Origin of the sequence: Methylobacter tundripaludum SV96, from assembly GCF_000190755.2 — a bacterium.
GTDB lineage: Bacteria > Pseudomonadota > Gammaproteobacteria > Methylococcales > Methylomonadaceae > Methylobacter_A > Methylobacter_A tundripaludum.
In genome coordinates, this window is the sequence record NZ_JH109152.1 from 2,717,034 (window position 1) to 2,743,425 (window position 26,392).

Genomic DNA, 26,392 nt, shown 5'->3' on the forward strand with positions numbered 1-26,392 from the left:
ATATTTCAATATGTCTATGAAATATTTAGTCTTCGCGCCATTCCGAGTAAGGATGTATCGCGAGATTGTTGTTGTAATAACGCAAATCTCCGGTGACTTCCAAGCCTAACCAGGGCGGTTTTGAAAAAGATTGTCCTGTTTCGTCCAGCTCAATTTCAGCGACTATCAAATCCTGATTATCACCTTCAAACTCATCTATTTCCCAAAGATTGGCATCATCAGTGACGAAATGACGGGTTTTTTCGATTAATGGTTTTCTGCAAAGATTATCTAATATCTCATTTGCATCAGTCATCGGAATTTCGTATTCGTATTCATGCCGGTGAGTGCCGATAGTAGCCGTTTTGATGTTCAACCAGGCATGGTCGTCGCTGATCCGAACCCTGATTGAGCTGGTTGCCTGAGAGCTTAAATAGCCCTGTCGATATTTTACCGAGTGGCTAACGTGCTTGCGCCAGTCATCGTTGGCGAGCAAAAATTTATGTTCTATTTCTATAGCCATGATTAGATTTCCTTATAGTGGTTGCCATAGGGCAGGTTTGGTATTTTGGTGTACGCGCATGGAAAAGGTATTCAGGTTTCTCCCGCGGTAACGTTGGCAGCAAGCGGGGTGTTAGTGTTGCTATGTCAATTGAAGGAAGGAGGACTATAAAATTACTTTGTAACGCAAGAATATTCAAGGGGCAGAGGCGTACAGCGTTGCAAAGCCAAACTTAAATATTGGGCATTTTTTAGATGAGCCCCGTCACGCCAGTCTTGTTTTGACCGGCAACCTGGGGCATTTGAAGTATAGGATTTGCAGTCGGGCGTATCTTGTCGTGCCGGTGGCGATGTTTCCACGGGATAAGGTAGGGCAGCCCGGTTAATGAAAAAAAGTATCGTCCTCGCTATCGTCTTCCAATGACACTGATTGTCCGGGAATCCTCTTTTCTTCCATTGCCCATTCTCCCAGGTCAATCAATTTACAACGTTCGGAGCAGAAGGGTTTGGATTGTTGTTCAGGAACCCAGGGTACAGAACATCCGCAGTTGGGGCATTTTACAATGAGCGGTTTGCTGGATGACGACATTAGAAAAGACAGCAGGTTAAGGAAAAAGGAATGTCATCAGGGCTTTGTGTCGGACGTTTGTTGTCGGACGACGGCGCCATGAACCGGATGGTGCAGCGGTGTTTGCCGCCGCTGATTTCTGCAAAGCAGTGTATGGATTTATCCAGGCTTATTTTAAGCAGTTGATGGGGTTGGTTGGTGTCCAGCAAAAATTGAAAGAAGCCTGCTTCAGCAACCTCTTGGGTAGGCGAGCTGCAATTACGGATAAAATTAAGGATCAAGTCAATTGCGGTACGAATGTCGGCAAAGGGCTTGCTCCAGTGTTCCAGGTCTTTTAATCGAATGGCTTCATCCTGTTCCAGCCAATAATGGAATTCGGGTAAATCAAAAGAGCAGGTGCCGCCAGGGATGGAGCTGCGTTGAGCTATGCTCTGGAACAGATCGCTTTCCATGACGCGGGTACCGATCTTTCCGTTGGTGGCATAAAGCTTTTTGCTGGTTTCATTTAATTTGTTAAGCAGTTCTTCCAGTTTTTGGGTGTCGACGCTCTGGTTATGGGCAATTTTATTCAGCACATTGGCGTGGCGATCCAGCTCTTTCAGTATTTCCGATTTCAGGTCATTGCGTCTGAAAATTGTCATGATGTCGAGCAGCACATTAATCGCGGCGCGTTTATCGGCGACCGTCTCCCCCGTTAAGAAATGGCTGAATTGTTGGAAAAGTTGTTCTAACCGTATGAAAACCCGGATGCGTTCATTGAGTGGAAATTCATAGGTAATAGTGGTGTTCACAGACAAGTTAATCCCGGCAAGCGCTTAATGAAAGATATAAATTGTGCAGTTTTTTTACCTGTTCTGCAAGTCTATAATCAGTCGTTGAGTTATCAATCAAATCATCGGCTTTTGCTATTCTGTATGCGCGCGATACTTGATTGTCGATTATGGATTGTATTCTTTCAATAGTCAGGTTATCCCGGATTTTAACGCGTTCGATCTGTGTTTCAACCGGGCAGTCGATAACCAGTATCCGGTCAACAAGATGAATCATGTCGGTTTCGAATAATAATGGAATACTTATAATGCAGTAGGGAGCGACCAGCGGTTCAAGTTCCGCTTGTAAGGTTTTATAGATTAAGGGATGGAGTATCGATTCAAGTTTCTGTTTTTGCTTAAGGTCGGAAAAAACTATTTCCCTGAGATGTCGTCTGTTCAGCGAACCGTCCGGGTTCAGGACGGAGGTGCCAAATTCCTGCTGTATTCGAGCCAGTGCGGGTTGGCCTTTTTCGACCAGGCTATGGGCTATTTGGTCGGCATCAAGCACCGGGATATTCAAGTCGGCGAAAATTTCGGCAACAGTCGATTTTCCGCAGCCTATGCCGCCGGTGAGGCCGACTTTCAGCATGACCTTACAGGCCTACGGTGGTCAAATAGAGGTGGTTGAGGTCATTTCCCCATAACAACGCGATCCATCCGGCGGCAGCTAAATAGGGGCCGAAGGGGATGGGGACGTTATGATCGTGTTTGACAAAAATGATCATGCCCACTCCAATAACCGCGCCGACCAGTGATGATAATAAAATGATAATCGGCAAGTACTGCCAACCCAGCCAGGCACCGAATAAAGCCAATAATTTGAAATCGCCATAGCCCATGCCTTCTTTGCCGGTTGCCAGTTTAAACAGGTGAAAGACCGCCCAAAGAGCCGTATAGCCGGCAGCAGCGCCGATGATGCTGGCGTGGGCATCGGTATATACATTAAACAGGCTCAGGCACATCCCCAGCCAAAGTAAGGGGAGGGTGATGGAGTCGGGTAATAACTGGTGGTCGACATCAATAAAAATTAACGCAATCAACGACCAAGTCAGTATCAGGGCAAAAACGGCCTGGGGCGTATAGCCGAAATGCCAAGCCACTACGATTGAGGCTAGCGCCGTGAAAGCTTCTATGATCGGATAACGCATCGAAATGCGACAGCCGCATTTTGCACATTTGCCGCTTAAAAAAAGGTAGCTGATGACCGGAATGTTCTGGTAAGGCTTGATGGGCGTGTTGCAGCTGGGGCAGCGGGATAGGGGAAGAATCAGGTTGAAGGGTTCTTCTGCCGATCCTGCATTCAGGGCGTCGTCGGCTGGTGCTGTTTCCGGGCTGATTTGCAGATAGTCCAAACACTCCTTACGCCATCCTCGTTGCATCATTATCGGTAATCGATAGATAACAACATTGAGAAAACTGCCGACAAGCAGGCCAATAACACCGGCCAGTACCGAAAAGAGAGTGGGTATATTTAAAAGCATACTAAGCTGTTGCATCTGTGTTTTCTTGAGGGTTAGTGTTCTACGGTGGGCGCTTTTGCGAGTAGCTTAACTTAAGGCTGTATCGACTGAGGTTGATAGCCGCTTCTACTGGAGCAATTTAAAAACAAGACGGATGGGCCGTTATGCTGTTTAATTTGCATTTCTTGGCAGGTGAGGCAATTAGCCGACCGCGGCACCCATTTTAAATATAGGCAAATACATGGCGACAACCAGTCCGCCGACTAAAGTGCCCAAAATCACCATAATAATTGGCTCCATTAAGCTGCTCAAATTATCAACAAGATTGTCGACTTCTTCATCAAAAAAATCGGCAACTTTCAACAGCATAGAATCCATAGAACCTGATTCTTCGCCGATGGCCACCATTTGTACCACCATATGCGGCCAAAGACCTGCTTGCTGCATGGCGAATTGAAGTCTTTGTCCGGTTGCCACCTCTTCGCGCATTTTTAAAACGGCTTCGGTGTAGATAATGTTGCCGCAGGCGCCGGCAACGGACTCCAGTGCCTCTACCAAGGGTACCCCCGCTGCTGACATGGTTGCCAAGGTTCTGGCAAAACGCGCAACAGCGGACTTGTTTAAAATGAGGCCGACTATCGGCAGTTTTAGCAGGGTTTTATCCAGGAAATGATTAAATGCTCTGGATCGCTTTTTAAAATAACCGAATGTGTAAACGATGCCGACAACAACACCGACAACGATATACCACCATGCCTGCATCCATTCGGACATATGAACAACCATTTTGGTGAAGGCGGGCAAATCTGCGCCAAAGCTTTTGAACATGTCGGCAAAAACCGGTACCACGAAAATCAGCAGGATGGTGGTGACGACAAAAGCCACGACTATGACGGCGATCGGATAGGTCAGGGCCTTTTTGATCTTTTTCTTCATAGACTCGGTTTTTTCTTTGTAGGTGGCGATCTTATCCAGCAGTGTTTCTAATACCCCCGCCTGTTCGCCTGCGGCAACCAAGTTACAAAATAATTCATCAAAATACAGCGGCCTTTTGTTAAGGGCTTCGGCTAAGGTGTCACCGGCTTCAATGTCGGCTTTGATGCCCAGCAGCAGAATCTCCATGCTGGCATTGTCGTGGCCTTTGCCGACAATATCGAATGACTGAACCAAAGGCACGCCCGCTTTTAGCATGGTGGCTAATTGTCTGGCAAAAATGGCTATATCGCCCGGCGTGATAGCCTGGACTTTTGCGCTGAATAGCGGCTTGGGTTTTTTCTTGAATGTAATAACCCGATAGCCCTGCCGCCGCAACTCGGTTTTGGCAATAATTTCGGTTTTTGCAGAGATTATTCCTCCGGTTTTCTTTTTGTTTTTATCGGTTCCCGACCAGACGAAATCGATTTGTTCAGTTTGCTCTGCCATGTTTATTCCTTGGTGATTCGATCAATTTCTTCCAGACTGGTCATGCCCATGCGCACTTTGTTTAATCCTGATCTGCGCAAGTCATTAAAGCCTTCCGCCAAGGCGCATTCCGCCAATTGATCGGTATTACCCCCGTTTAATATCAGTGAGCGCATTTTGTCAGTGAGCGTCAGGACTTGATAAACGCCGACCCGGCCTTTATAGCCATTGGTGCAATGCTCGCAGCCCACCGCGCTGAATATTTTAAGGTCGCGCAACTCTTCTTGTTTAAAGCCTGCATCAAGGAGGACTTTATCAGGAAAATTGGCGGGGACTTTACAGTGTTCACAGAGTCGTCGACCCAAACGTTGAGCCATAATCAAGTTGACCGCAGCAACAATGTTGAAGGGCGGTATGCCCATTTGCATGAGGCGATTCAAAGTTTGCGGCGCATCATTGGTGTGTAAGGTCGATAACACCAAATGCCCCGTTTGCGCGGCTTTAACGGCGATTTCGGCGGTTTCCAAATCACGAATTTCGCCGACCATGATGATGTCAGGATCCTGCCGTAAAAAAGCGCGTAAAGCGCTGGCGAAGGTCAGGCCTGCTTTAGGATTCATATTGACCTGATTGATGCCTTCCACGGTAATTTCGACAGGGTCTTCGGCGGTGGAAATATTGCGCTCCATGGTGTTGAGGATATTCAACCCCGTATAGAGCGTAACCGTTTTACCGCTACCCGTTGGCCCTGTTACCAACACTAAGCCGTAGGGTTTATTGATAGCCTCAAGGAAAATCCGTTGTTGTTCCGGTTCAAAACCCAGTTTTTCGATACCCAGCTGGGCGCTGGTGGGATCCAAGATACGCAAAACGACTTTTTCGCCGAATAGGGTAGGGCAGGTATTTACCCGGAAATCAATTGCACGATTCTTGGACAAGGTCATTTTGATACGGCCGTCCTGTGGAACCCGGCGCTCAGCAATATCCATTTTAGACATGACCTTAAGGCGGGAGACAAGTCTGTTGGCGATGCTGGGAGGGGGGGAGGCAACCTGGCGGAGTATGCCGTCCGATCGATAGCGGATGCGGAAAGTTTTTTCGTAAGGTTCCATGTGTATATCGGATACTCCCTGTTTGATGGAGTCCAATAGTATCTTGTTGACGTAACGGACAATCGGCGCATCATCAATATCCGAGTTAACATCGGCTTTAGCGGTATCTTCTTCGCCTCCGGTGATGTCCAGATTATCAAGATCCTCATCAAGCATATCAGTCATCGAGGTATCGGCGGCCTCTAAGGAGGCTTCGATGGCTTTGATCAGTTTGTCTTCTTCAACCAGAATGGCTTCGGGGTTAAGGCGACTGTGAAACTTGATGTCATCCAGAGCGCGAAAGTCGGTCGGGTCCGATACGGCGACGAATAGGGTTTTGCCTCTGGCGAACAGGGGCAGCGCATGGCATTTGCGGATCAGCTTTTCACTGACCAGATTGATAGGGAGCCTACGGAAGTCAATGGCATCCAGGTCAAAAAAAGGGACGCCGAATTCTTGCGAGGCTTGATGTGCCAAAGCTTTACTGTTAATCAGCTTATTGGTAACAAGGTAGCGTATTAGCGGGATCTGGTTTTTTTGTGCTTCCTGACTATGAATTTGCGCATCGCTCTCAGTTAGCAAGCCTTTTTCAATCAAGCACCGTGTAAGGCCACTAAATTGTAAATTTGTTGATGCGGTAGTCATAGGTATGATGATTGCTTTGTCGGTTGTTTAGACAAATATAGATGAAAAAGGGGGAGGGTACAAGGCGAAAGGCTAAGGGCTAAAGGAGGGATTTCCTTTGCCTTTAGCCTTTCGTCTGCTTTTCTTATAAAGCCTGTATTTTGCGTTGCTGCTCTTCAAGGTTGTTAAGCATTGAACGCAAATCGGCCAGCTTGGCTTTTTCCTTATCGATCACTTCCGGCGGCGCTTTATCGACGAACGCCGGATTATTTAGTTTGCCTTCGACTCTGGGCAGGTCGTTGTTGATTTTTTGGATTTCCTTTTCCAGTCGCGCCAGTTCCGCTTCTTTGTCAATCAGGCCTGCCATCGGGATCAGGATTTTCATCTCGCCAACTAAAGCAATTGCCGATTCCGGCGTACTTTCATTAGGCGTTAACCAGGTAATTGAATGCAGTCTGCCCAATTTTTGCAGATAAACCAGGTTGTTGTTTAAGCTTTGCTGATCAGCAAGAGAGCCGTTTTGCAAAAATATCGGCAGCGGTTTGCTGGGGGCGATATTCATTTCGCCGCGAATACGGCGCACACCCAGAATAAAATTCATCACCCAGTTGGTTTCGGCGATCGCATTGCTGTCGATGTGCGCTTCATCGGCAACCGGGTAAGGTTGCAACATGATGGTGTCAGCTTCAATACCTGCCAACGGCGCGACCCGCTGCCAGATTTCTTCGGTGATAAACGGCATGATCGGATGCGCCAAACGTAAAATCGACTCCAGAACCGTCAGCAGGGTTTTACGCGTGCCGCGTTGCAATGCCGCATCATTCGATTGCAGGGATATTTTTGCCAGCTCCAGATACCAGTCGCAGTACTCATTCCAGGTGAATTCATAAATGGCTTGGGCCGCGAGGTCAAAACGGTAATTGTCGATAGCGTTGCTGGTTACTGCCGTTACCTGATGCAGACGGGAAGTAATCCAGCGGTCCACCTGGCTGTATTGGCCAGGCGCATCGGATAAGCCGTTGTCCTGCTCTTCTGTATTCATCAGCACGAAACGCGCCGCGTTCCACAGTTTGTTGCAGAAATTGCGGTAACCTTCGGTGCGGGCAAGGTCAAAGCGAATATCGCGACCGGTGGACGCTAATGAAGCAAAGGTAAAACGCAACGCATCGGTGCCGTAAGACTGGATGCCGTCAGGGAAATGTTTGCGCGTATCCTGCTCGATTTTTTTGGCCAAATGCGGCTGCATCATGCCGGAAATACGTTTTGTAACCAACGCTTCCAGTTCTATGCCGTCGATGATGTCAATCGGGTCGAGCACGTTGCCTTTGGACTTGGACATCTTCTGTCCTTCGGCATCGCGTACCAAACCATGGATATAGACTTCCTTAAACGGTACTTTGCCCTGGAATTTCAGCCCCATCATGATCATCCGCGCCACCCAGAAGAAAATGATGTCGAAGCCGGTCACCAGTACGCTGGTTGGATAATGCTTGGCCAGTTCTTCGGTGTTTTCCGGCCAGCCCAGTGTGGAGAAAGGCCATAACGCTGATGAAAACCAGGTGTCCAGCACATCCTCATCCTGTTTAAGCGGGTAGTCGGCGGGCAGGTTATGCTTGGCGCGAACGGCCTGCTCGGAGTTGCCGACGTAAATATTGCCCAGTTCGTCGTACCAAGCGGGGATGCGATGCCCCCACCAGATTTGCCGGGAGATACACCAGTCCTGGATATTGCGCATCCATTCAAAATAAGTGTTTTTCCAATTGTCGGGTACAAACTTGATGTCGCCGTTTTCAACAGCGGCAATCGCAGGCTCGGCCAACGGAGCTACCTTGACATACCACTGATCGGTCAACAGCGGTTCGATAACGCTGTTAGTCCGGTCGCCGCGCGGTACCATCAATTTATGGTCGGCGATTTTTTCCAGTAAACCTGCCGCATCAAGATCGGCGACAATTTTCTTACGCGCTTCAAAGCGATCAAGGCCTTGATATTGAACAGGGACTAACTCTTCGGCACAGATGCTCGCGTCGACAGTTAAAATATTAATCAAGCCGCCATGCGGCAAGTCCTGGATAGCTGACGTATGACGGTGGCGCGTCCAAACCTCGTAATCGTTAAAGTCATGGGCCGGGGTGATCTTGACGCAGCCGGTGCCGAATTCGGGATCGACATACTCATCGGCAATAATCGGAATACGGCGGCCGGTTAACGGCAGCTCCACGAATTCGCCGAGCAAATGCTTATAGCGCTCGTCATTCGGATGAATCGCTACCGCCGCGTCACCCAGCATGGTTTCAGGGCGTGTGGTTGCAACAATCAAATGTCCCTGACCATTGGATAGGGGATAACGCAAATGCCACATTGAGCCGTTTTCTTCTTCCGACAACACTTCCAGGTCGGAAACCGCAGTATGCAAAACGGGGTCCCAGTTAACCAAGCGCTTGCCGCGATAAATCAGGCCTTCTTCATAAAGCCGGATAAACACTTCCTGCACCGCATCGGACATACCGTCATCCATCGTGAAACGCTCTTTGTTCCAGTCCAGCGAAGAACCCATGCGCCGCAATTGGCGGGTAATCGTGCCGCCGGATTCCTCTTTCCATTCCCAGATTTTTTCGATGAACTTTTCACGCCCATAGTCATGGCGGGTCTTGTCTTCCGCATTGCATAAACGTTCCACCACCATTTGCGTGGCAATACCCGCATGGTCGGTGCCCGGCTGCCATAAGGTGCTGAAGCCTTTCATGCGGTGGTAGCGGGTGAGCGCATCCATGATGGTGTCCTGAAACGCATGGCCCATGTGCAAACTGCCGGTGACGTTGGGCGGCGGGATCATGATGCAATAGGATTCACCCTCCGATTTGGCCGCAAAATAGCCTTTTTCTTCCCAGGTTTGATACCAGCGTTGTTCGATTGAATGAGGGGCGTATGTTTTTTCCATGGATGGGCGCTCTTTTTTTGTAATAGTTGATGCGTATGATGATTTATTTGTTACCAGTCTTTATGCGTAGTAACCGGCATGCCTGACTGTTGGTACCGGCGATAACGGTTTCTGCCCGCTTCTTTGGTTGTTTCGCTATTATCCAGTATTTCAAGAATGCGCTCGGTTTGCGGCCCTACGTCAGGATAGCGCGAGGATAGGTTGAACAGGACTTTTTGCCAGTGCTCGGGCGCATCCAATGAGCCGATCAGGATGACTTTTTCCGTGGCCGCGCTCGCTCCCGGTGAGCCTGCGGCATACACACCATCCCTGGCGATATCAGGCGGCTCGCCGGTATATATCTGGTGCGGAATAAAACTGCCTGCCCTGAAAGTCCAGAGCAGGTCGTCTATGGTTCGGCTTTGTTCGGCAGAATCGGTCAGCACGTAACAAAAACTGCCGCTACGATAGGCTTTCTCGATCAGTTTGCAGGCAAACAGATACCTCTCTTCCAGCGATTCCGACGGCAGTATATAAAAGCTGACTTCAGCCACTTATATTCTGTGACGGTTGCGCACGGCTGATCAGATATTGGCTTAATAGCGGCACAGGACGGCCGGTTGCGCCTTTGGTTGGGCCGGTGCGCCAAGCCGTGGCGGCAATGTCCAGATGCGCCCAGCGGAATTTTTCGGCAAATCGCGCCAGGAAACAGGCGGCGGTAATGGTGCCGCCATCTTTGCCGCCGACATTGGCCATGTCGGCGAAATTGGATTTAAGTTGCTCCTGATATTCTTCCCAGAGCGGTAAACGCCAGACACTGTCGTTGGCGATTTCACCGGCCGCCGTCAGTTCATTGCATAAGGCATCGTCATTGCCGAGCAGGCCGCTGGGCACTCGGCCTAAAGCCACTCCAACCGCGCCGGTCAGGGTGGCGATGTCTATCACCACATCGGGGTTGTAGCGTTCCGCATAAGTCAAGGTGTCGCACAGCAGCAGACGACCCTCTGCGTCGGTATTTAACACTTCAATGGTTTTGCCGGACATGCTGGTCAAAATATCGCCCGGTTTGTTGGCGTCGCCGTCGGGCATGTTTTCCGATGAAGGGATCAGGCCGATAATATTCAGCGGCAGCTGCATTTGCGCTACGGCGAGCAAGGTACCCAGAACAGTCGCGCCGCCGCACATGTCGTATTTCATTTCATCCATGCCGGGGCCCGGTTTTAATGAAATGCCGCCCGCGTCAAAGGTGAGGCCTTTGCCGATCAGCACGATAGGCTTGGCGTTTTTCTCGCTGCCTTGATACTCCAGGGTAATCAACTTTGCGGGTTGACGACTGCCGCGCGAGACGGACAGGAAAGCGCCCATGCCCAGTGCCGCCATGTCGGATTCTTCCAGTATCTTAACCGCCAGACTGGCGTATTTTCTGCCCAGTTCAAGCGCCTGTTCGGCAAGAAAGGTCGGTGTGCAGATGTTGCCCGGTAAATCGCCAAGATGCTTGGTTAAATTCATAGCTTCGGCAACAGCCTTGCCTTGCACTAATCCGGCGTGCGTCAAAGCCTGTTCAGTCTCCGTGGCGGTAATGGAGATTTTTTCAATCTTGCTTTCGGTTTCTTTATCGGATTTTGTGTGGGTAAATTGATATGCGGCATCGTTAAAAACTTCGATGATTTGCTGAGATTTCCATTGCCGGTCGCGGTCTGTCACATCGCATTCCGCCAGGCAGCAGACCACCGATTTGATTTGCGGCTTTTTCAGGCTGTTGACAGCGGTCAGCAAGGCTTTTTTGTAGTTCTTGCCGGATAACGGCTTGTTCTCGCCTAGGCCGACCAGCAAAATGCGTTCAATCTTGCTGCCCGGAACCGCGTTGATTAACACGGTTTCGCCGTTTTTTCCGCTCAGGTCGCCACGGCTGACGATGTTGTTAATCAGCCCGTTGGTGCTGTTGTTAAGGGCGGTTGCCGATAGACTGAGTTGTTGGTCTTGATAAACGCCAACAATAACACAATCACATTGCAGCTCTTCTAGTGGCGCGGTTTCTATTGAATAGTCCATGACTTAACTCGGTTATTTGTTGAATAGAGCATTATCTTGAGCGGGCTGGAAAATAGCGCGTTACAAGATGGGCCGTTTAGCTGGGATTATACAACACAAATATCGGTTTTTGATTGGGGAGGTAGGGTTGGCGGTAAATTGGATTTTATAGATTCACCACGAACGACTGCATGGATGCAGGAGGTAGAGCAATGCAGGAGCGATTGCCGAGACACGAAGGACATGAAGTTTTTACTCAAGCCCCTCTGAAAGTGTGTTGATTTTTTAAAGATAAAGCCACAGACTACAGCCAATGCAGAGCGGTCTTTGTTTGTCGACAGGAAATTGAAAATGGGATGGAGAAAATTGGAGAGAGCGATAGATTATATTTCTATTTTTGTTCGCACCAACTTGTATTCATCAGAGTGCATACTCATTTTGAAAAGTTTAAGATGCCTAAATTTTGGTCTATTAACAATTTCTTTGGCAATGATTTCGGTTGTCTCATGAACACGCAAGCCTAAGTAAATTTCTTTCACCGCATCTGCCGTAATGCCTATATAAAATCTGCCATCGGGGCTTTTCTTGTCCAAATCTATATAAACCCGTACCTCCTTTTCATAACTCCACTTCTCCTCTTTACGATGTAAGGCCTGCTTGATGTAAGGCTCATACAGAGGGATGTTTTCAGGATTTGCAAATACGGGGATTCTTGTGAGTTCATTTTTATATTCAATATCGAAGAGTTCCTCTGATTTGGAGGTTAAAACTTTCTCGTCAATCCCAATTATAATACCCTTGTGATCGTCGGCGTAATGAGCCCACATTTGGATTATATCGAAATCTCTGGAAAAACAAGCAACGCCGAGTTTATCATTCCATTCATTTCGAATAAGTTCGGCGACTCTTCTAAGGTCTGATATTTGGAAAGCGGCAACTTTTTGGATGATATCTTCAATAGAATCTTCTTGGAATGAGATTTTCTGTTCCCTCATAGTCACTTTCCAATCGGCCAAAAGATCAGGCCGCTCTTCAAAGTCTTTTTGAATATTCGCCTCGGCTGTTTTTATTTGAACACCAAGAGCCAATTCAAATGGGTCATTGAATTCAGAAATTTGAGAGGCTTTTAGCCTCAAATTAAGTGGAATATCAAACCCAGCAGGTGTGCAATATCGATATATCATTTTCCTTTTCCTTATTTTCCGTGTCCGTATAACGTAAAGCTAAGTCAAGTAGGCCGGAATAAGGCCATCCAAGCGCGTAGCGCTAGGTGGCGTTTCCGGCGGATTCGCACGATGTTTGCCGGAAACACCTGTTTTCGCTATCGCTCAAACAGGCTTATTCCGGCCTACGGAGTTGGTAACGGGGATTGGGCATAGTACCAATTAACAGCTTATGAAGGCGTCTTCTTAAGTGTAATAAAGATATGGATAATAAACTTTGGGCTTTCAAATCAATCAAACATAGCATAGAGCGTTGCGAGATAATTTGTAACTGAATCATCACCTTCGGCTGGGGCCCATGGCGCTTGCTCTTCAGCTTTAAGTGGGACAAATGGCCCGGCTTTAGCTTCAAAGAACACGGTTCCATTTTTCAGTGCGAATACCGTGTGAAAAGTACCGTAAGGAATGTCAACTCCAACAGTCTCACTATCTGCTTCCAATGTTAGCTTTTGCTCAACGTTGCCTGTTGAGTCGAAAACTATTAAGCCCAGCTTGCCGGAAAGGCAAATTATAGTTTCCCCTTTGTTTGGGTCGTTATGCTTGTGTGGCATAACATATGAATTTGGCTCTATAGCATTTAATAATCGGTGCGTTTGAGCTTCACAATTTTCATGAAAATTGTGGTTCTTACGACGGCGAGGCGATGCTATGGCCTCCATGCTAAGCTTTTTGAGCAGTTGCTGATTGATGGGAGTAATCATACGTTTTTGATCCTATCTTCCCCTGTGGATTCATTAAGATCCCAAAAGCGGGGCGGGGTTTGCAACCCCGTCCGGCTGTCGGTAATAGCGAAAACGGATTCGGAGGGCGTGCGCCGGAAAAGCTTCCGCTCCTGCTCACGCTCCTTACCTACATCCATGTAGGCAACGCTACCTCGCGCTACGCTTGGGTAGCCTTATTCCGGCCTACGTCAATCTTCGAACCTTGCACGGCCAATACGCCGGAACGCCCCTCAATTTCCGACATAACCAATTCATGGCATGGCAGTATAGCGGTATTGAGGTCGGCGACATATTCTGCCAACGTACCGATGTCATCCTCGGCTTTTTGCCACAGTTGCAGCAGCTTTTCCATGACCGGCAGCAATTTCATGCCTTCCAGTTCCGCATGCAAGGTATACACATGACCTTCCGGCGCGGGCTTGCGGCTGGCGGCGAATACCGCTTCATGCACGTTGGCTTCGGTGATGCCGTTGCAACCGAGCAGTTCGTCCAAGGTCGGCAGGGTGGTGGGGATTTGCGGGCATTGAAACGTTTCGCCTTCCATATGCGGGATAAACGGTGACTGGCCGCGGCAGTCGCTGGCATAACGAAAGCCCAGTTGCTGCTCCAGTTGTAAGGTGTGTTTGTTCAGTTGCCAGCCGGCCGCGCCATGTACGGAAGGCTGGTGGCCGAATACTTCCTGAAATGAATCGATGGCCGCCTGCATTTCTTTTTGCGTCCACTCGGCATCGCGATTGGCGACAAAATCCTGCCAGTGGATGTGGTCGTAGCAATGCACACCGACTTCATGCCCGGCCTTCTCGACTTGGCGCATGATGTCGCGCCCCCTCCGGCCGATATGCGGGCCGGGGAGCAAGGTGCCGTAGAGCAGGGTTTTCAGTCCGTAGTGGCTGAGCACCGAGGTGCGCTGAACCTTGCTGAAAAATCCGGGCCTGAATATCCGGCGCAGCGCCCGACCGGTGTGGTCGGGGCCGAGGCTGAAAAGAAATGTGGCTTTTACGCCGTAGCGTTGGTACAAATCCAGCAACGCGGGTACGCCTTCCAGCGTGCCGCGCAGTGTATCCACATCGACTTTCAGTGCGATTTTCATAGGGTTTGGTCTTGATCGATCAGTTCCCTTGCGGCTGCAACCTCATGGCTGTAAGCGTCGAAAATTTTGCGCAAGGCATCTTCCACGGTGACTTCAGGCTTCCAGCTCAGGTCATCCATGGTATTGCCGATCCAGGGCACCCGGGTTTTGACGTCCTGATAGCCTTTGCCGTAGTAATCGTTGGCGCTGGTGTCGATCAGTTCGACTTTCGCGGCCAGATCCTTGTATTCCGGATGTTCCTTGGCGATTTTCAGCATCAGTTCGGCAAGTTCCCTGATTGACAGGTCGTTGGCCGGATTGCCGATGTTATATATATTGCCGGTCGCCTTGCCGTTTTCATTTTTGATGATGCGCACCAAGGCGTCGATACCATCGCTGACAAAGGTAAAACTGCGGCGTTGCTGTCCGCCATCGACCAGCTTGATGGATTCGCCTCGGGCGATATGGCCCAGGAACTGGGTTACTACCCGTGAGCTGCCTTCTTTTGGCGTATGGATGCTGTCGAGGCCTGGGCCTATCCAGTTAAAAGGTCTGAACAGCGTGTAATCGAAACCTTGTTCCTGACCGTAAGCGCAGATAACCCGATCCAGCAATTGCTTGGAGCAGGAGTAAATCCAGCGCGGTTTGTTCAGCGGACCCAGGACCAGTTCGGACTCGTAAGGATGGAATTCATCATCCTTGCACATGCCGTAAACTTCCGAGGTCGAAGGGAACAGCACGCGTTTTCTGTATTTAACGCAGGCGCGGATAATCGGCAGGTTCGCCTCGAAATCCAGTTCGAATACCGCCAGCGGGTGGGTCACATAAGTGGCAGGCGTGGCGATGGCAACCAGCGGCAGAATCACGTCGCATTTTTTAATGTGATATTCCATCCACTCATGATTAATGGTGATGTCGCCTTCAAAAAAATGGAAGCGTTCATGCTCGCGGAATGCTTCAACACGGTTGGATTGCATGTCCATACCGTAGACATGCCAATCGGTGGTTTCGAGTATGCGTTTCGAAAGATGATGGCCGATAAAGCCATTGACACCCAGTATGAGTACGTTCATAAGTTCCTAGTTGGTTAGATTAAAAATTGTTAGTCGTTTAGCGATAACGGTTCATCACCGGTCATGGCTTTGAAAGCGGAATGATCCAGCGCTATGCCGTCACAGCTAAGTTGTTCAATACGGAAGCGTTTGTTATCGGCGCAGTCGGCGTAAAAATGACCATCCTCGGCAATTGCTCCATGCATTGCTCTACCTCCTCCATCCGTGGAGTCGGCCCAATAGATGCAAACTTTGCCCGAATGCACTGCGGTTTCGCCGCTGTAATGACTGCCGAGCAGGAAAAAACGCCTGCCGCTACTGTCGAAGAATGCGCCCGGATAAGGCGGCGCCACAGCTCTGACCAGATTATGGATCGTCCAGGCCGATTGATTCCAGTCGATGCGGCCGTGTTCCGGCTTGCGGCCGCCGAAATAACTGCCTTGAGCAAGATCCAACGGTTTGGGTTCTATGTTTCCGGTCAGCAGCAATGGCAAACAGCGATCCAGCAGCGTTTTTGCGGCCGGGGTAAGCTTCAAAAAAACATCGTGCGCCGTATCGTTGGGCAAAATGGCGACGGCTTGCTGGTCGATCAGCGAACCGGCATCGGGCTTTTCCACCATTTGATGGAGGCTGACGCCGGTTGTCGCTTCGCCATGCAAAACCGCCCAATTGACAGGCGCACGGCCCCGGTATTTCGGCAGTAACGAACCGTGCAGGTTGTAAGCGCCTCGGGGCGGGATCGCCAGCAGCTCGGGACTTAACATGTGCCGGTAATAAAAGGAGAATAACCATTGCGGTTGAAGGTCGGCAATCCGGTTGATTACTTCCGCCTGATTGGGATTGTCCGGCGTTATCACTGGAATCCGATGCCTGTTTGCCAGTTCGGCAACGCTGCCGAACCAGATATTTTCATCGGGATCATCCTGGTGAGTGATCACCAGTTTAATTTCAACGCCGGCTTGCAATAGGCATTCGATGCCGGTAACGCCGATGTTGTGATAGGCAAAAACGACAGCTGAGGTCTTCATCAAGACTTGTCGCTCTTGGCATTATCCAGCACAGCCTTGATCAGATAACGGGGGCGCGACCGGGTCTGGGAATATATCCGGCCGATGTATTCGCCCAGCAGGCCGATACCGAACAACAGAAGACCGATCAAAAAGAACACAATGGCGAACAGCGTAAAAACGCCCTCAGCTTCCGGTCCAACCGTCAGTCTGCGCCAGCCCAGATAAAATACAAAGAGCAGCGACAGTATGGAGACGCCGATGCCGAGCAAAGAAAATGCCTGCAAGGGGGCAATCGAGAATCCTGTCATCAAGTCGAAATTAAGATGGATCAGCTTGAACAGCGAATATTTCGATTCCCCGGCCGCGCGTTCTTCGTGGTCAATAACGATTTCAGTGGGATTTCCGGCATAAAGATAGGCCAGTGCCGGTATAAAGGTATTGGTTTCGGTGGTGGCCAAAACCGCATCGATAATGTCGCGGTGATAACCCCGCATCATACAGCCCTGATCGGTAATATGAATGCGGGTGATTTTTTCGCGTAAGCGATTCATCGCCAATGAGGCCCAATGCCGCCAGAGGCTATCTTTACGCTGCCGCCGGATAGTACCGACATAATCGTAACCGGCATCCATTTGCAGCAGCAGGTTGGGAATTTCTTCAGGGGGATTTTGCAGGTCGGCATCCAGGGTCAGGATATAGTTCCCTCTGGCGCGTTCAAAACCCGCAATCAGCGCCGCATGCTGTCCGGCGTTGGCGCGCAGAAAAACTACGCAGGTGGTATTGGGGTAAAGTTGAAACTGCTTGCGGAGTAAGGCGGCCGATTGGTCGCGGCTACCGTCATCGACAAAAATGACTTCGTAGCGGTGTTTAAGGTTTTCCAGTACGGGGTAGAGCCTTTCAAACAGTAGCGATAAAACGGCTTCTTCGTTATAGACAGGGATAACGATGGATACTTCCGGGGTTTCAAAATTATTCGTCATTTAAATTTAGGAGTATGGTTTTAAATCGGTAAGGGCGCTGTAATTACGCTGCTCTTCATTAATTAAGAGCCATTCAGTAATGAAATCACTGCCGAGCAGACCCGGTCAACGTCATTCTCCTCCATGCCGGGAAATAGCGGGAGCGTTAAGGTTTGCGCGCCGATTCTTTCGGCATTGGGAAAATCGCCGGGCTTGTAGCCGTATTGACGATAAAGCGAGAACAGATGCATAGCCGGGTAATGGATGCCCGCAGTGATGGATTGCTGCTTGAGTACTTCGAGAGTCTGGTTGCGGTTCAGGCCTGTCTTTTCCCAATCGAGCAGGATACAGAACATATGCCAGCTGTGGCCTTCCGCATCGGCAGGCAACACCAATGCGTCATGGGCAGGAAGCTGCTGTAAATAGCGCTCAACCAGCGTCCGGCGTTTTCGGTTAAAGCCGTCCAGTTTGTTCAATTGCACCAAACCCAGCGCCGCACTCACATCCGGCATATTCATTTTGCCGCCCCATGCAGTCACATCCATGCCGCCCTGCGCGTCTCTTTCGATGCCGTGAAAACGAATGCCTTCGATTTTTTTCAGTAAAACGGGATCGTTGATGGCAAGCGCGCCGCCTTCAATCGTGGTCATGTTCTTATTGGGATGAAAGCTGAAACAGACCGGATTACCCGAACTGCCGATCTGGCGGCCCTTATATTGAGTGCCGATTGCCTGGGCGGCGTCTTCAAGCACCAGTAGATCATGCTGTTCGGCCAGCTGATAAATCGGATCCATATCGACAGCGCGACCGGCAAAATGCACCGGTATAACGGCCTTGGTGTTGGGCGTAATTGCCGCCGCAACCGCAGCAGCATCGATATTGCGGGAGACCAAATCGACATCGACAAATTTGGGCGTTGCGCCGCAGCGAACGATGATATTGGCGCTGGCGACAAAACTCATCGCAGGGACGATAACTTCGTCGCCCGGCCCAATTCCGTAAGCCAGCAACACGGCTTCCAGCGCGCTGGTGCCTGAATTGAACACCCGAAGCTGGACATCGCCGCCGATATAATCGGCCAATGCGGTTTCAAAAGCGGCAACCTTGGGGCCGGTTGCCAGCCATCCTGATTGCAGCACTTCTTTGATGGCTTCAAATTCTTCTGTATCGAGCGTGGGGCGAGTGAATGGCAGCATCTTAACTCCTTGCTAAAACGTAAACGCCGAGAAGGACGATGCCCATCCCGATCAGGCGGGCAGGGTTCATGGATTCGCCGAACAACTGCCACGCGAAAAACGCATTGACGACATAGCCCATGGACAGCATCGGATAGGCGATGCTGACATCGACTCTGGACAGCGCCAATATCCAGACGACGACGCTGATGCCGTAACAAACCAATCCTGCCCAGAGAAAAGGCTCGCAGGCCAGCCTCAAAAACGCCGTAGCGGATGAGGAAAAGTTTAGGCCGATAGCGCCCATTTCCCTGACGCTGGCTTTAAGCGCCAATTGCGCGACCGCATTCAGCAGGACGCCGGTCAGGATAATACAGAAACTAACAATATTCATCGGCGAGCCACTGCGATATAACGAGAATTTTCATAGATTAATTGCATGGGGATTTGCTGTTGCTTCCATTGGTCGTAGGTCGTCTGAGTCAGTACGCTTATTGCCTGTTCTGAGTTTAGCCATAAAGGCAGAAAATCCGTCTCATTTAACCATTTTTGCGGTTCCTGGTTGATCCCGAATTCAAGTTCGCCGGTAAAACTAACCAAGTTAATGGTTCTGCCCAAATAATAAGGCAACGATTGATCATAGCGCTTAACATCATAAATCTCCACGGTGTCTTTGCCGCTCTTGTTGATATAGGCTTGAATCGCTTCCGCCATCACTCTGCTGGAACGTAACTCGCTGATACTTTGATAACCCCATGAAAGCATTTGTATGCCAAGCAGGGCGCAGAGGGCGAAAATGGAGATAGCCAGATTTTTTTGGTGCCTTAGCAACAGCGTGGAAATACCGGCCGCGCCTGTCAAGACAGCCGTTGCAATAATCCACGGCCGGAACAGTGTGAGGTGTGCCGCTAACCTGCCAAGCTTGGCGGTATTATCGGCTTGCCAGATAAAGAAAATGAATATAACGCTCGCAAGCACTATAGCCACAATGCCGTCGGCAATAAAATGCTTGCGCTTAGCCATGTTCTCGCCGACCAACAGCGCCAGTGCCGGAAACATCGGCAAAATATAGCCCGGTAACTTGGAGTGGGAGATTGAAAAAAAGAAAAATACAAAAATCGCATAAACCCAAAGCAATCTTGAGGCTTCAAATTTTCCGGCTTCGGCCCGCCATGAAAAAGGCGGTTTAATCAGGCCGTTTAATGACGAGAATAGCCAGGGCATCGCCCCTATTGCAAAGACCGCGAAGAAATACCAGTTGGACTTGGTGCGTCCGTGAACATCGCTGGTAAAACGTTCGAAATGCTCATGAATGAAAAAGAAATGCGGGAACTCGGGGTTTGCATAACTAACGGCAACAAACCACGGTGCGGCTATCAATAAATAGACCAGTAAGCCTTTGCCCAGATGCAAATGACGCCACAAGGCCCAGTCGCGCTGCCAGAGGGTGTACAGAACCAGCGCGCCGCCGGGCAGCACCAGGCCGATCAGGCCTTTGCTGAGTGTGGCTCCGGCAAGCGCGGCCCAGGCCAACAGCATCCAGTTTCGTTCCTGTACCGGCAGATGGCGCACTGACTGAGCCAGCGCCAGCGCGCCGACAGCGATGATCAGCAGTGCGCTGACGCCCATATCCAGGCTGTTGGCGTGTCCCATCCCCGCATAAAGGACCGTGCTGATTGAAAATAGGAATGCGAAATAACCGGCACTTCGTCCATAAAGTCGGCTACCTACAAATCCAACCCATAAGGCGCCGATAAAGCCGAGTCCTGAACACCATACTCTAGCTGCCGCATTGGTTTCACCCAATAAGGCCATGCTGATCGCGGAGCCCCAATACTGCAAAGGCGGTTTTTCAAAATACTTGAATCCGTTGAGGCGTGGTGTAATCCAATTGCCGGAGTTCAACATTTCCCTGGCAATTTCGGCGTAGCGCCCCTCATCAGGCTCTATCAGGTCACGGTAACCCAGCAAAAAAAACCATATAAATCCGGCAACAACTGTTAATACTCCATTTATCCGGCATTGACGCAAAGATGCTGGTGTCATGTTTTTGGTGATCCTTTAGAATTACTGGCCTTAGTAAAATGCTGGCAATGATAATACAATTCGGCATTCAACACATCTTTTATCAGGGTAATTGATTAAAAAACAAATAACAATCAATGTATTATGATTTTGTTTTGGCGGGTGTGTAATTTCTTTAAGATATGCGAAATGAGTGGCTCAACCATAATGAGCTACTTCCAATAGCGCGGTTTCTATAAAATAGTTCATAATTTACCGGCTCAAGGTAGCGGTCGATGCGCTTTCGACTTTGCGCCTTTTACTTTTGTTGTATAACAACGCACACACGTTTTTGATGGGGGAGACACGCTTGGAAGCGAATTGGACTAAAGGCTATAAAATGGGGCGCCGTAAGTTAGTTACCGTCCTGGACAAAATGGTTGCTTTGGACTTGTTAAGGACGTTATTGGCGGTTTGGTCGGTGATTGTCGTCATTATTGTTAGTCGACAGTTCATCAGGATTCTTGACAGGGCTGTCGAAGGCCAGGTATCCAATCAAACCTTGATGACCGTGCTGGGCTTGAAAACGATTATTGCCAGCGCCGCCTTTTTGCCGGCAGCCTTGTTTATGGCGGTGTTGATGGTCTTGGGCAGAATGTACAGGGATCAGGAAATGTCGGCGGTGGCTTCAGCCGGGGGCGGTGCAGGGACAGTCTATCGATCTATATTTCTGCTGGTTTTTCCTTTAAGCGTGCTGTCGGCAGGCTTGTCGTTTTACGTCTCGCCCTGGGCGGAAGCCATGATGGAGGAGCTGATGCATCAGGATAAGGAATCGGCCGATCTCAGAGGTATTGCCGCCGGAAAATTTAGCGAATACAGTCAGGGTGATCTGGTTTTTTATGTGGAAAAGATCGATGACGATAAAACCATGCACGAGGTCTTTGTACAGCACCGGCAGGGAGACCGCTTGGCGATTATTAATGCCGAAGTGGGCAGGTTGAGGGATTTGCCTGACGGGCGCTATATCGTATTGGAAAACGGCGAGCGCATACAGGGACAGCCTGGAACCGTAAATTATGTGCTTGAACAGTTCACCGAATATGCAGTGAGAATGGAGACCAAAGAATCCGCCGCAAATTTCGGAAAGGAGTCGGTTGCCAGTGGTACTTTGGCGAGTTCCGGTCAAATAAACGATATTGCCGAATTACAGCGTCGGTTTTCTATACCGATGGGGATAGTGTTACTTAGTTTTATTGCCGTGCCTTTGGCGCAAATGTCGCCTCGAGGCGGTGTTTACGGGAACATGCTGGTTGGCTTTTTAATCTATTTCAGCTATGGAAATTTTATTCGTGTCAGCCAGAGCTGGGTAATGAACCAAACTATTCCCGCATGGCTGGGTGTTTTTGGCGTCAATACCTTGTTGTTGTTGATAGGCGGAGTTTTATTGGCAAGATTGTACGGATGGCAATGGCTGGTTATGAAGGTTAGGGAAAAGGTGGGCAAGTGAATGTATTAACAGGCTACATAGTCAGGGAAATATTAAAGGGTTCTTTAGTCGCTACTTTATTATTATTGACCTTATTCAATTTGTTTACCTTTAGCGATCAGCTAAAGGATCTGGGCAAAGGGCACTACGGCTTAACAGAGATTTTTTATTATCTTGCGCTGACTTCGCCTTCCGTTTTTTATGAATTGATGCCTGCATCCGCCTTATTAGGCAGTCTGTTTATATTGGGTGCGATGGGTAATAACCGCGAGCTTATTGCCATGCGAGCTGCCGGTTTATCCATTTTGGGCATTATTAGGGCGGTTATGCTGGCAGGCCTGATTTTGGTCGTGGTTTCAATATTGGTCGGTGAATTTGTCGCGCCGGTAGCCGAGCGGGCGGCGCAGATGATTAAGGTCAACGCCGTGGATGAAGGGCGGGTGGTTATGAATGTCAAATATGGACTTTGGCTGCGTGAAGGCAAAAAATTCATCAATGTACGAAAAATGCAGGATGACGGCAATCTGGCGGACATCAGTATTTATGAGCTGGATGATCAGCGCCGTTTGCGTTATTCAATACATGCAGAGAAAGCTGTTTTTCAAGGCAATCAGCAGTGGAAATTAGAGGGCATCAAACAATCAGGCATTTCAATAGACCAGATGACCGCAAGTAACCAAAATGAGCAAATATGGCAATCAACCGTTGCCCCCGATTTGTTGGATATTGTTGTAGTCAACGCGCATGATCTATCCATGTACGATCTGGCAATGTATGTCGATTTTTTAAAAGATAACCATCAAAAATCGCACGAGTTTGAACTGGCTTTTTGGGGGCGCGTGGTAAATCCTTTGGTTGTTTTGGTTATGTTGCTGGTGTCTGCGCCCTTTGTTATTGGTGTTAAACGCGGTATTAACGTTGGTGGAAGGATGATGATAGGCGTCGTCATCGGCATGGGATTTAATATTATCGATAAAATTGTCGGCCATCTCGGGTTGATTTACGATCTTAATCCGCCGCTAATGGCAGTTACGCCCAGTTTGACTGTATTAGCCCTGGCGCTGTTTGCGTTGAGTCGGGTACAAGCGTGACGCTACGCAAACGGCTGTTAAAATCGATAATGTAAGCATATAAGCGGGAGTTAACGTGGCAATTAGAAGTTTTAAGGATAAGCAGCCAAAAATCGGCGAGTCGGTGTTTATAGATGACAGCGCTGTGGTCATTGGCGACGTTACTTTGGGCGATGATGTGTCCATATGGCCCACGACCGTGCTCAGAGGCGATGTTGAAAGCATTACTATTGGCGACGGCACCAATGTACAAGACGGTTCCGTGTTGCATGTCACTCACGCAGGCAAGTATACGGCGCAAGGCCACCCTTTAAAGATAGGCAAGGGTGTTACCATCGGGCATAGAGCAGTGGTTCATGCGTGTACCGTGGGCGATTATTGTTTGATAGGAATAGGTGCGGTTATTATGGATGGCGCCGTTCTTGAAGATTATGTGATGCTGGGTGCCGGGGCGCTGGTCCCGCCGGGGAAAAGGCTGGAAAGCGGTTATCTTTATGTGGGCGCGCCGGCCAAACAGGCCAGACCTTTAAAGGAGTCTGAAAAGGAGTTTCTGGAATACTCGTCTCGGCAGTATATTCAGTTGAAAAATGAGTATTTGAAGATGAAGGACTAAAGGCGAAAGGCGAAAGGCGAAAGGCGAAAGGCGAAAGGCGAAAGGCGAAAAATTTGACGGCTTCTTAAATCTCAATGCAAGCTATTTTTGCCCTTTGCCCTTTGCCCTTTGCCCTTTGCCTTTCAAGCTTGCCGCTCTGAATTCAGCAGTTCAATAACAGGCCGGGTTTGGGGGCGAACGCCACGCCAGATAAAGAAAGCTTCCGCTGCCTGCTCAACCAGCATGCCCAGTCCATCCAGGCTTTTTACCGCATGATTTTCCAGTCCCCAACGCACAAAAGCCGTCGGTTCGTTGCCGTAGGCGAGGTCATAACAGTTGCCGCCCGCCGCCAGTAAACCGTCCGGTAGCGGCGGTAATTGTCCGCTCAAGCTGGCTGATGTCGCGTTTAAAATCAAATCGAATTGCCGGTTTTCTAAAGCATCATAGCCGCAGCCGGAGATAGGGCCTTTGCCGTGAAATTCAGCGGCCAACTTGACGGCCTTATCAACGGTGCGGTTGGCGATAACAAGGGTTTGCGGGGATTGCTCAAGAATCGGGGCGATGATGCCCCGACTGGCGCCACCGGCACCCAGAATCAGTATGCGGATGCCCGATAAGGCGATGGCATGGTTAGCGAGCAAGTCTGTTACCAGGCCTATGCCGTCGGTGTTGTCGCCTAAGAGGGAACCGTCCGGCTGAAGTGCGAGCGTGTTGACGGCCTTGCTCAGTTGCGCGCGTTCTGTTTTCCGGTCGGCATAGCGCCAGGCGAGCTCTTTTAGCGGAACGGTGCAATTTAAGCCTTTGCCGCCCTCGGCAAAAAACATCGCAACGGCTGTCTGGAATAGCTCTGCAGGGACTTCCACTGCGGTATATTCAAGCGCTTGCCCGGTTTGTTCGGCAAAAAGACGATGAATGCGTGGCGATTTACTGTGTCTGATAGGGTGACCAAACACTGCGTAGCGGTCTATTAAAGTCATGATTGTGCTTTTTTCTCCATCCATAATTCCCATGCAATGGTCACCGCAACAATCAAAATGGCGATGCCCAATTCTATCCAGAGAAAATGCGGCGTATAGACGGAAACAACAGCGGCAACGCCCAGGAAAAGTCCGACCATGCTAAAGCGCCAGCCTACGCGGAGGCCGTCAAGTATGGTCGAAAGCGATAAAATCAACAAGATGATCAGCCCTGCATCTTCTTCGGCTATCCGCCCGGATTGATGTATTAAAAATGCGCCGCCAACCACCAATAATGATGTGGCCCAGTGCATGGATTGCTCACGGAGTATTATCTTGAAATCATCAGCACGGTGCTTGGATTGTATCCAACCGATAATCATCGCAAACAGGCCAAACAGCAGCATCATAATAAGCCAGTAGCCATAGCCGTCGGCAGGAGAAAAATCCATGATCCCGATACCGACCAGCGACAGGATAAGCAATAAAATTAAAATGGCTTCTTCAATATGAAATCTTTTTTTTTCGGCAATTAGAATGTCTTCTGACATGGAACAGGCTCCACTTCGGTTGTTAGATTTAAAATATCCGCGTTATTCTTGCAGCCATTGGGCTACAGATTTGGCGTAATAGGTCAGGATGGCATCGCTACCGGCCCGTTTGAAGGCCAGCAGGGATTCCATCACGACTTGTTTTTCATCCAGCCAGCCGTTCATGGATGCGGCTTTGAGCATCGCGTATTCGCCGCTGACCTGATAGGCGAACGTCGGTACGCCGTACTGGTCTTTTACCCGGCGGATAATATCCAGATAAGGCATGCCGGGCTTGACCATGACCATATCCGCACCTTCCTGTAAATCCAGCTGTATTTCGCGCAGGGCTTCGTCGGAATTGGCCGGATCCATTTGATAGCTGTATTTGTTGCCTTTGCCCAGCATCCCTGCGGAACCTACCGCGTCACGGAACGGGCCGTAAAAGCTGGAGGCGTATTTGGCGGAATAAGCGAGTATCAGCGTATTGATATGGTTTTCCGCTTCCAAGGCCTGCCTTATCGCGCCGATACGACCGTCCATCATGTCCGACGGCGCCACAATATCGGCTCCGGCTTCGGCATGAGACAGCGCCTGCCGGGTTAACACGTCGATGGTTTCATCATTGATCACGTAGCCGTCCGGATTGACCAGTCCGTCCTGTCCGTGCGTGGTAAAGGGGTCCAGTGCGACATCGGTAATAATGCCCAATTCGGGAACGGCTTTTTTTAAAGCTCTTACGCTACGTTGAACCAGCCCTTCGGGGTTATAGGCCTCGGCCGCATGTTCCGACTTCTTGTCTGCGGAAGTCACCGGAAACAGCGCAATGGCCGGGATTCCCAGGTTATAAAGTTCATGCGCTTCCGCCAGCAGTAAATCCAGGGACAGTCTTTCTATGCCGGGCATGGACGAGATGGATTCTCGTTGATTCGAGCCTTCAGTGACAAACATCGGATAAATCAGATCATCAACAGATAAGCGGTTTTCGCGCATTAAACGGCGGGAAAAATCGTTATAACGCATTCTTCTCATGCGTGTTTGAGGAAAATTGATGTTATTATATGTCATCTTATCCTTGGCTCTAAGGGGTTGGGGAAGTCTTAAATCTCTGTAGAGGCGTTGCAGTCATTGCAGTGAAAAATCTCTATTCTAAGCCA

Annotated in this window: 25 protein-coding genes; 3 read left to right on the forward strand and 22 right to left on the reverse strand. The window is 49.6% G+C overall.

The window, feature by feature from the left end; translation table 11 throughout:
- Positions 1-25 precede the first annotated feature (25 nt).
- From METTU_RS12120 to METTU_RS12205, 19 genes are all read right to left on the reverse strand, one after another.
- The gene (locus tag METTU_RS12120; protein ID WP_006891912.1) at positions 26-502 is read right to left on the reverse strand and encodes a CYTH domain-containing protein; all 477 of its coding nucleotides are present in this window, start codon (positions 500-502) and stop codon (positions 26-28) included.
- 360 nt (positions 503-862) lie between these two features.
- Positions 863-1,069: a DNA gyrase inhibitor YacG gene (gene yacG, locus METTU_RS22485; RefSeq protein WP_006891913.1), complete on the reverse strand. Its 207-nt coding sequence runs from the start codon at positions 1,067-1,069 to the stop codon at positions 863-865.
- Positions 1,069-1,839, reverse strand: coding sequence for a cell division protein ZapD (zapD, locus tag METTU_RS12125; protein WP_006891914.1), 771 nt, complete (start codon positions 1,837-1,839; stop codon positions 1,069-1,071). The genes yacG and zapD overlap by 1 nt, the downstream gene beginning before the upstream one ends.
- A gap of 7 nt (positions 1,840-1,846) precedes the next feature.
- Positions 1,847-2,449 carry a dephospho-CoA kinase gene (gene coaE / locus METTU_RS12130; RefSeq protein WP_006891915.1) on the reverse strand — a complete coding sequence of 201 codons (603 nt, stop codon included), beginning with the start codon at positions 2,447-2,449 and terminating at the stop codon, positions 1,847-1,849.
- 4 nt (positions 2,450-2,453) lie between these two features.
- Entirely contained in the window at positions 2,454-3,341 is an 888-nt protein-coding gene (locus METTU_RS12135) for a prepilin peptidase (protein ID WP_367301497.1), read from the reverse strand.
- 180 nt (positions 3,342-3,521) lie between these two features.
- A complete protein-coding gene (locus METTU_RS12140) occupies positions 3,522-4,742 on the reverse strand; it encodes a type II secretion system F family protein (protein ID WP_006891917.1) in 1,221 nt (406 codons plus the stop codon).
- Positions 4,743-4,744: 2 nt separating this feature from the next.
- Entirely contained in the window at positions 4,745-6,457 is a 1,713-nt protein-coding gene (pilB, locus tag METTU_RS12145; RefSeq protein ID WP_006891918.1) for a type IV-A pilus assembly ATPase PilB, read from the reverse strand.
- 124 nt (positions 6,458-6,581) lie between these two features.
- Positions 6,582-9,377 carry a valine--tRNA ligase gene (locus METTU_RS12150; RefSeq protein WP_006891919.1) on the reverse strand — a complete coding sequence of 932 codons (2,796 nt, stop codon included), beginning with the start codon at positions 9,375-9,377 and terminating at the stop codon, positions 6,582-6,584.
- Between the two features lie 50 nt (positions 9,378-9,427).
- On the reverse strand, positions 9,428-9,910 hold the full coding sequence (locus tag METTU_RS12155; protein ID WP_006891920.1) for a DNA polymerase III subunit chi: 483 nt from the start codon (positions 9,908-9,910) through the stop codon (positions 9,428-9,430).
- Positions 9,903-11,408: a leucyl aminopeptidase gene (locus METTU_RS12160; protein ID WP_006891921.1), complete on the reverse strand. Its 1,506-nt coding sequence runs from the start codon at positions 11,406-11,408 to the stop codon at positions 9,903-9,905. Before METTU_RS12160 ends, METTU_RS12155 begins: the two co-directional genes overlap by 8 nt.
- 362 nt (positions 11,409-11,770) lie before the next feature.
- Positions 11,771-12,571, reverse strand: a complete 801-nt coding sequence (locus METTU_RS12165; protein WP_006891922.1) for a DUF2971 domain-containing protein — start codon at positions 12,569-12,571, stop codon at positions 11,771-11,773.
- A gap of 269 nt (positions 12,572-12,840) precedes the next feature.
- Positions 12,841-13,311 carry a WbuC family cupin fold metalloprotein gene (locus METTU_RS12170; RefSeq protein WP_006891923.1) on the reverse strand — a complete coding sequence of 157 codons (471 nt, stop codon included), beginning with the start codon at positions 13,309-13,311 and terminating at the stop codon, positions 12,841-12,843.
- A gap of 178 nt (positions 13,312-13,489) precedes the next feature.
- A complete protein-coding gene (locus METTU_RS12175; protein ID WP_006891924.1) occupies positions 13,490-14,422 on the reverse strand; it encodes a polysaccharide deacetylase family protein in 933 nt (310 codons plus the stop codon).
- On the reverse strand, positions 14,419-15,474 hold the full coding sequence (locus METTU_RS12180; RefSeq protein ID WP_006891925.1) for a bifunctional UDP-4-keto-pentose/UDP-xylose synthase: 1,056 nt from the start codon (positions 15,472-15,474) through the stop codon (positions 14,419-14,421). Before METTU_RS12180 ends, METTU_RS12175 begins: the two co-directional genes overlap by 4 nt.
- 29 nt (positions 15,475-15,503) lie before the next feature.
- Positions 15,504-16,481, reverse strand: a complete 978-nt coding sequence (locus METTU_RS12185) for a formyltransferase (RefSeq protein ID WP_006891926.1) — start codon at positions 16,479-16,481, stop codon at positions 15,504-15,506.
- Positions 16,481-17,443 (reverse strand): glycosyltransferase, encoded by a 963-nt coding sequence (locus METTU_RS12190; protein ID WP_006891927.1) that lies wholly within the window; start codon positions 17,441-17,443, stop codon positions 16,481-16,483. The genes METTU_RS12185 and METTU_RS12190 overlap by 1 nt, the downstream gene beginning before the upstream one ends.
- Positions 17,444-17,505: 62 nt before the next feature.
- Positions 17,506-18,618 carry a DegT/DnrJ/EryC1/StrS family aminotransferase gene (locus METTU_RS12195; protein ID WP_006891928.1) on the reverse strand — a complete coding sequence of 371 codons (1,113 nt, stop codon included), beginning with the start codon at positions 18,616-18,618 and terminating at the stop codon, positions 17,506-17,508.
- 1 nt (position 18,619) lies between these two features.
- Positions 18,620-18,991 carry an SMR family transporter gene (locus METTU_RS12200; protein ID WP_006891929.1) on the reverse strand — a complete coding sequence of 124 codons (372 nt, stop codon included), beginning with the start codon at positions 18,989-18,991 and terminating at the stop codon, positions 18,620-18,622.
- Positions 18,988-20,643: a glycosyltransferase family 39 protein gene (locus METTU_RS12205; protein ID WP_006891930.1), complete on the reverse strand. Its 1,656-nt coding sequence runs from the start codon at positions 20,641-20,643 to the stop codon at positions 18,988-18,990. The genes METTU_RS12200 and METTU_RS12205 overlap by 4 nt, the downstream gene beginning before the upstream one ends.
- Before the next feature lie 394 nt (positions 20,644-21,037).
- Here METTU_RS12205 and lptF point away from each other — a divergent pair, with 394 nt between their 5' ends.
- The 3 genes from lptF to METTU_RS12220 are packed head-to-tail and all read left to right on the forward strand — an operon-like array spanning position 21,038 to position 23,770.
- On the forward strand, positions 21,038-22,108 hold the full coding sequence (gene lptF, locus METTU_RS12210) for an LPS export ABC transporter permease LptF (protein ID WP_150107841.1): 1,071 nt from the start codon (positions 21,038-21,040) through the stop codon (positions 22,106-22,108).
- Positions 22,105-23,178: an LPS export ABC transporter permease LptG gene (gene lptG, locus METTU_RS12215; RefSeq protein ID WP_006891932.1), complete on the forward strand. Its 1,074-nt coding sequence runs from the start codon at positions 22,105-22,107 to the stop codon at positions 23,176-23,178. The genes lptF and lptG overlap by 4 nt, the downstream gene beginning before the upstream one ends.
- Before the next feature lie 55 nt (positions 23,179-23,233).
- A complete protein-coding gene (locus tag METTU_RS12220) occupies positions 23,234-23,770 on the forward strand; it encodes a gamma carbonic anhydrase family protein (RefSeq protein ID WP_006891933.1) in 537 nt (178 codons plus the stop codon).
- 122 nt (positions 23,771-23,892) lie between these two features.
- Here the strand turns inward: METTU_RS12220 and aroE are convergent, their stop codons facing one another.
- The 3 genes from aroE to hemB are packed head-to-tail and all read right to left on the reverse strand — an operon-like array spanning position 23,893 to position 26,303.
- On the reverse strand, positions 23,893-24,726 hold the full coding sequence (gene aroE / locus METTU_RS12225) for a shikimate dehydrogenase (RefSeq protein WP_006891935.1): 834 nt from the start codon (positions 24,724-24,726) through the stop codon (positions 23,893-23,895).
- Complete coding sequence (locus METTU_RS12230; RefSeq protein WP_006891937.1) at positions 24,723-25,256, reverse strand: hypothetical protein; 534 nt, start codon at positions 25,254-25,256, stop codon at positions 24,723-24,725. The genes aroE and METTU_RS12230 overlap by 4 nt, the downstream gene beginning before the upstream one ends.
- Positions 25,257-25,298: 42 nt before the next feature.
- The gene (gene hemB / locus METTU_RS12235) at positions 25,299-26,303 is read right to left on the reverse strand and encodes a porphobilinogen synthase (protein ID WP_006891938.1); all 1,005 of its coding nucleotides are present in this window, start codon (positions 26,301-26,303) and stop codon (positions 25,299-25,301) included.
- Positions 26,304-26,392: the final 89 nt, after the last annotated feature.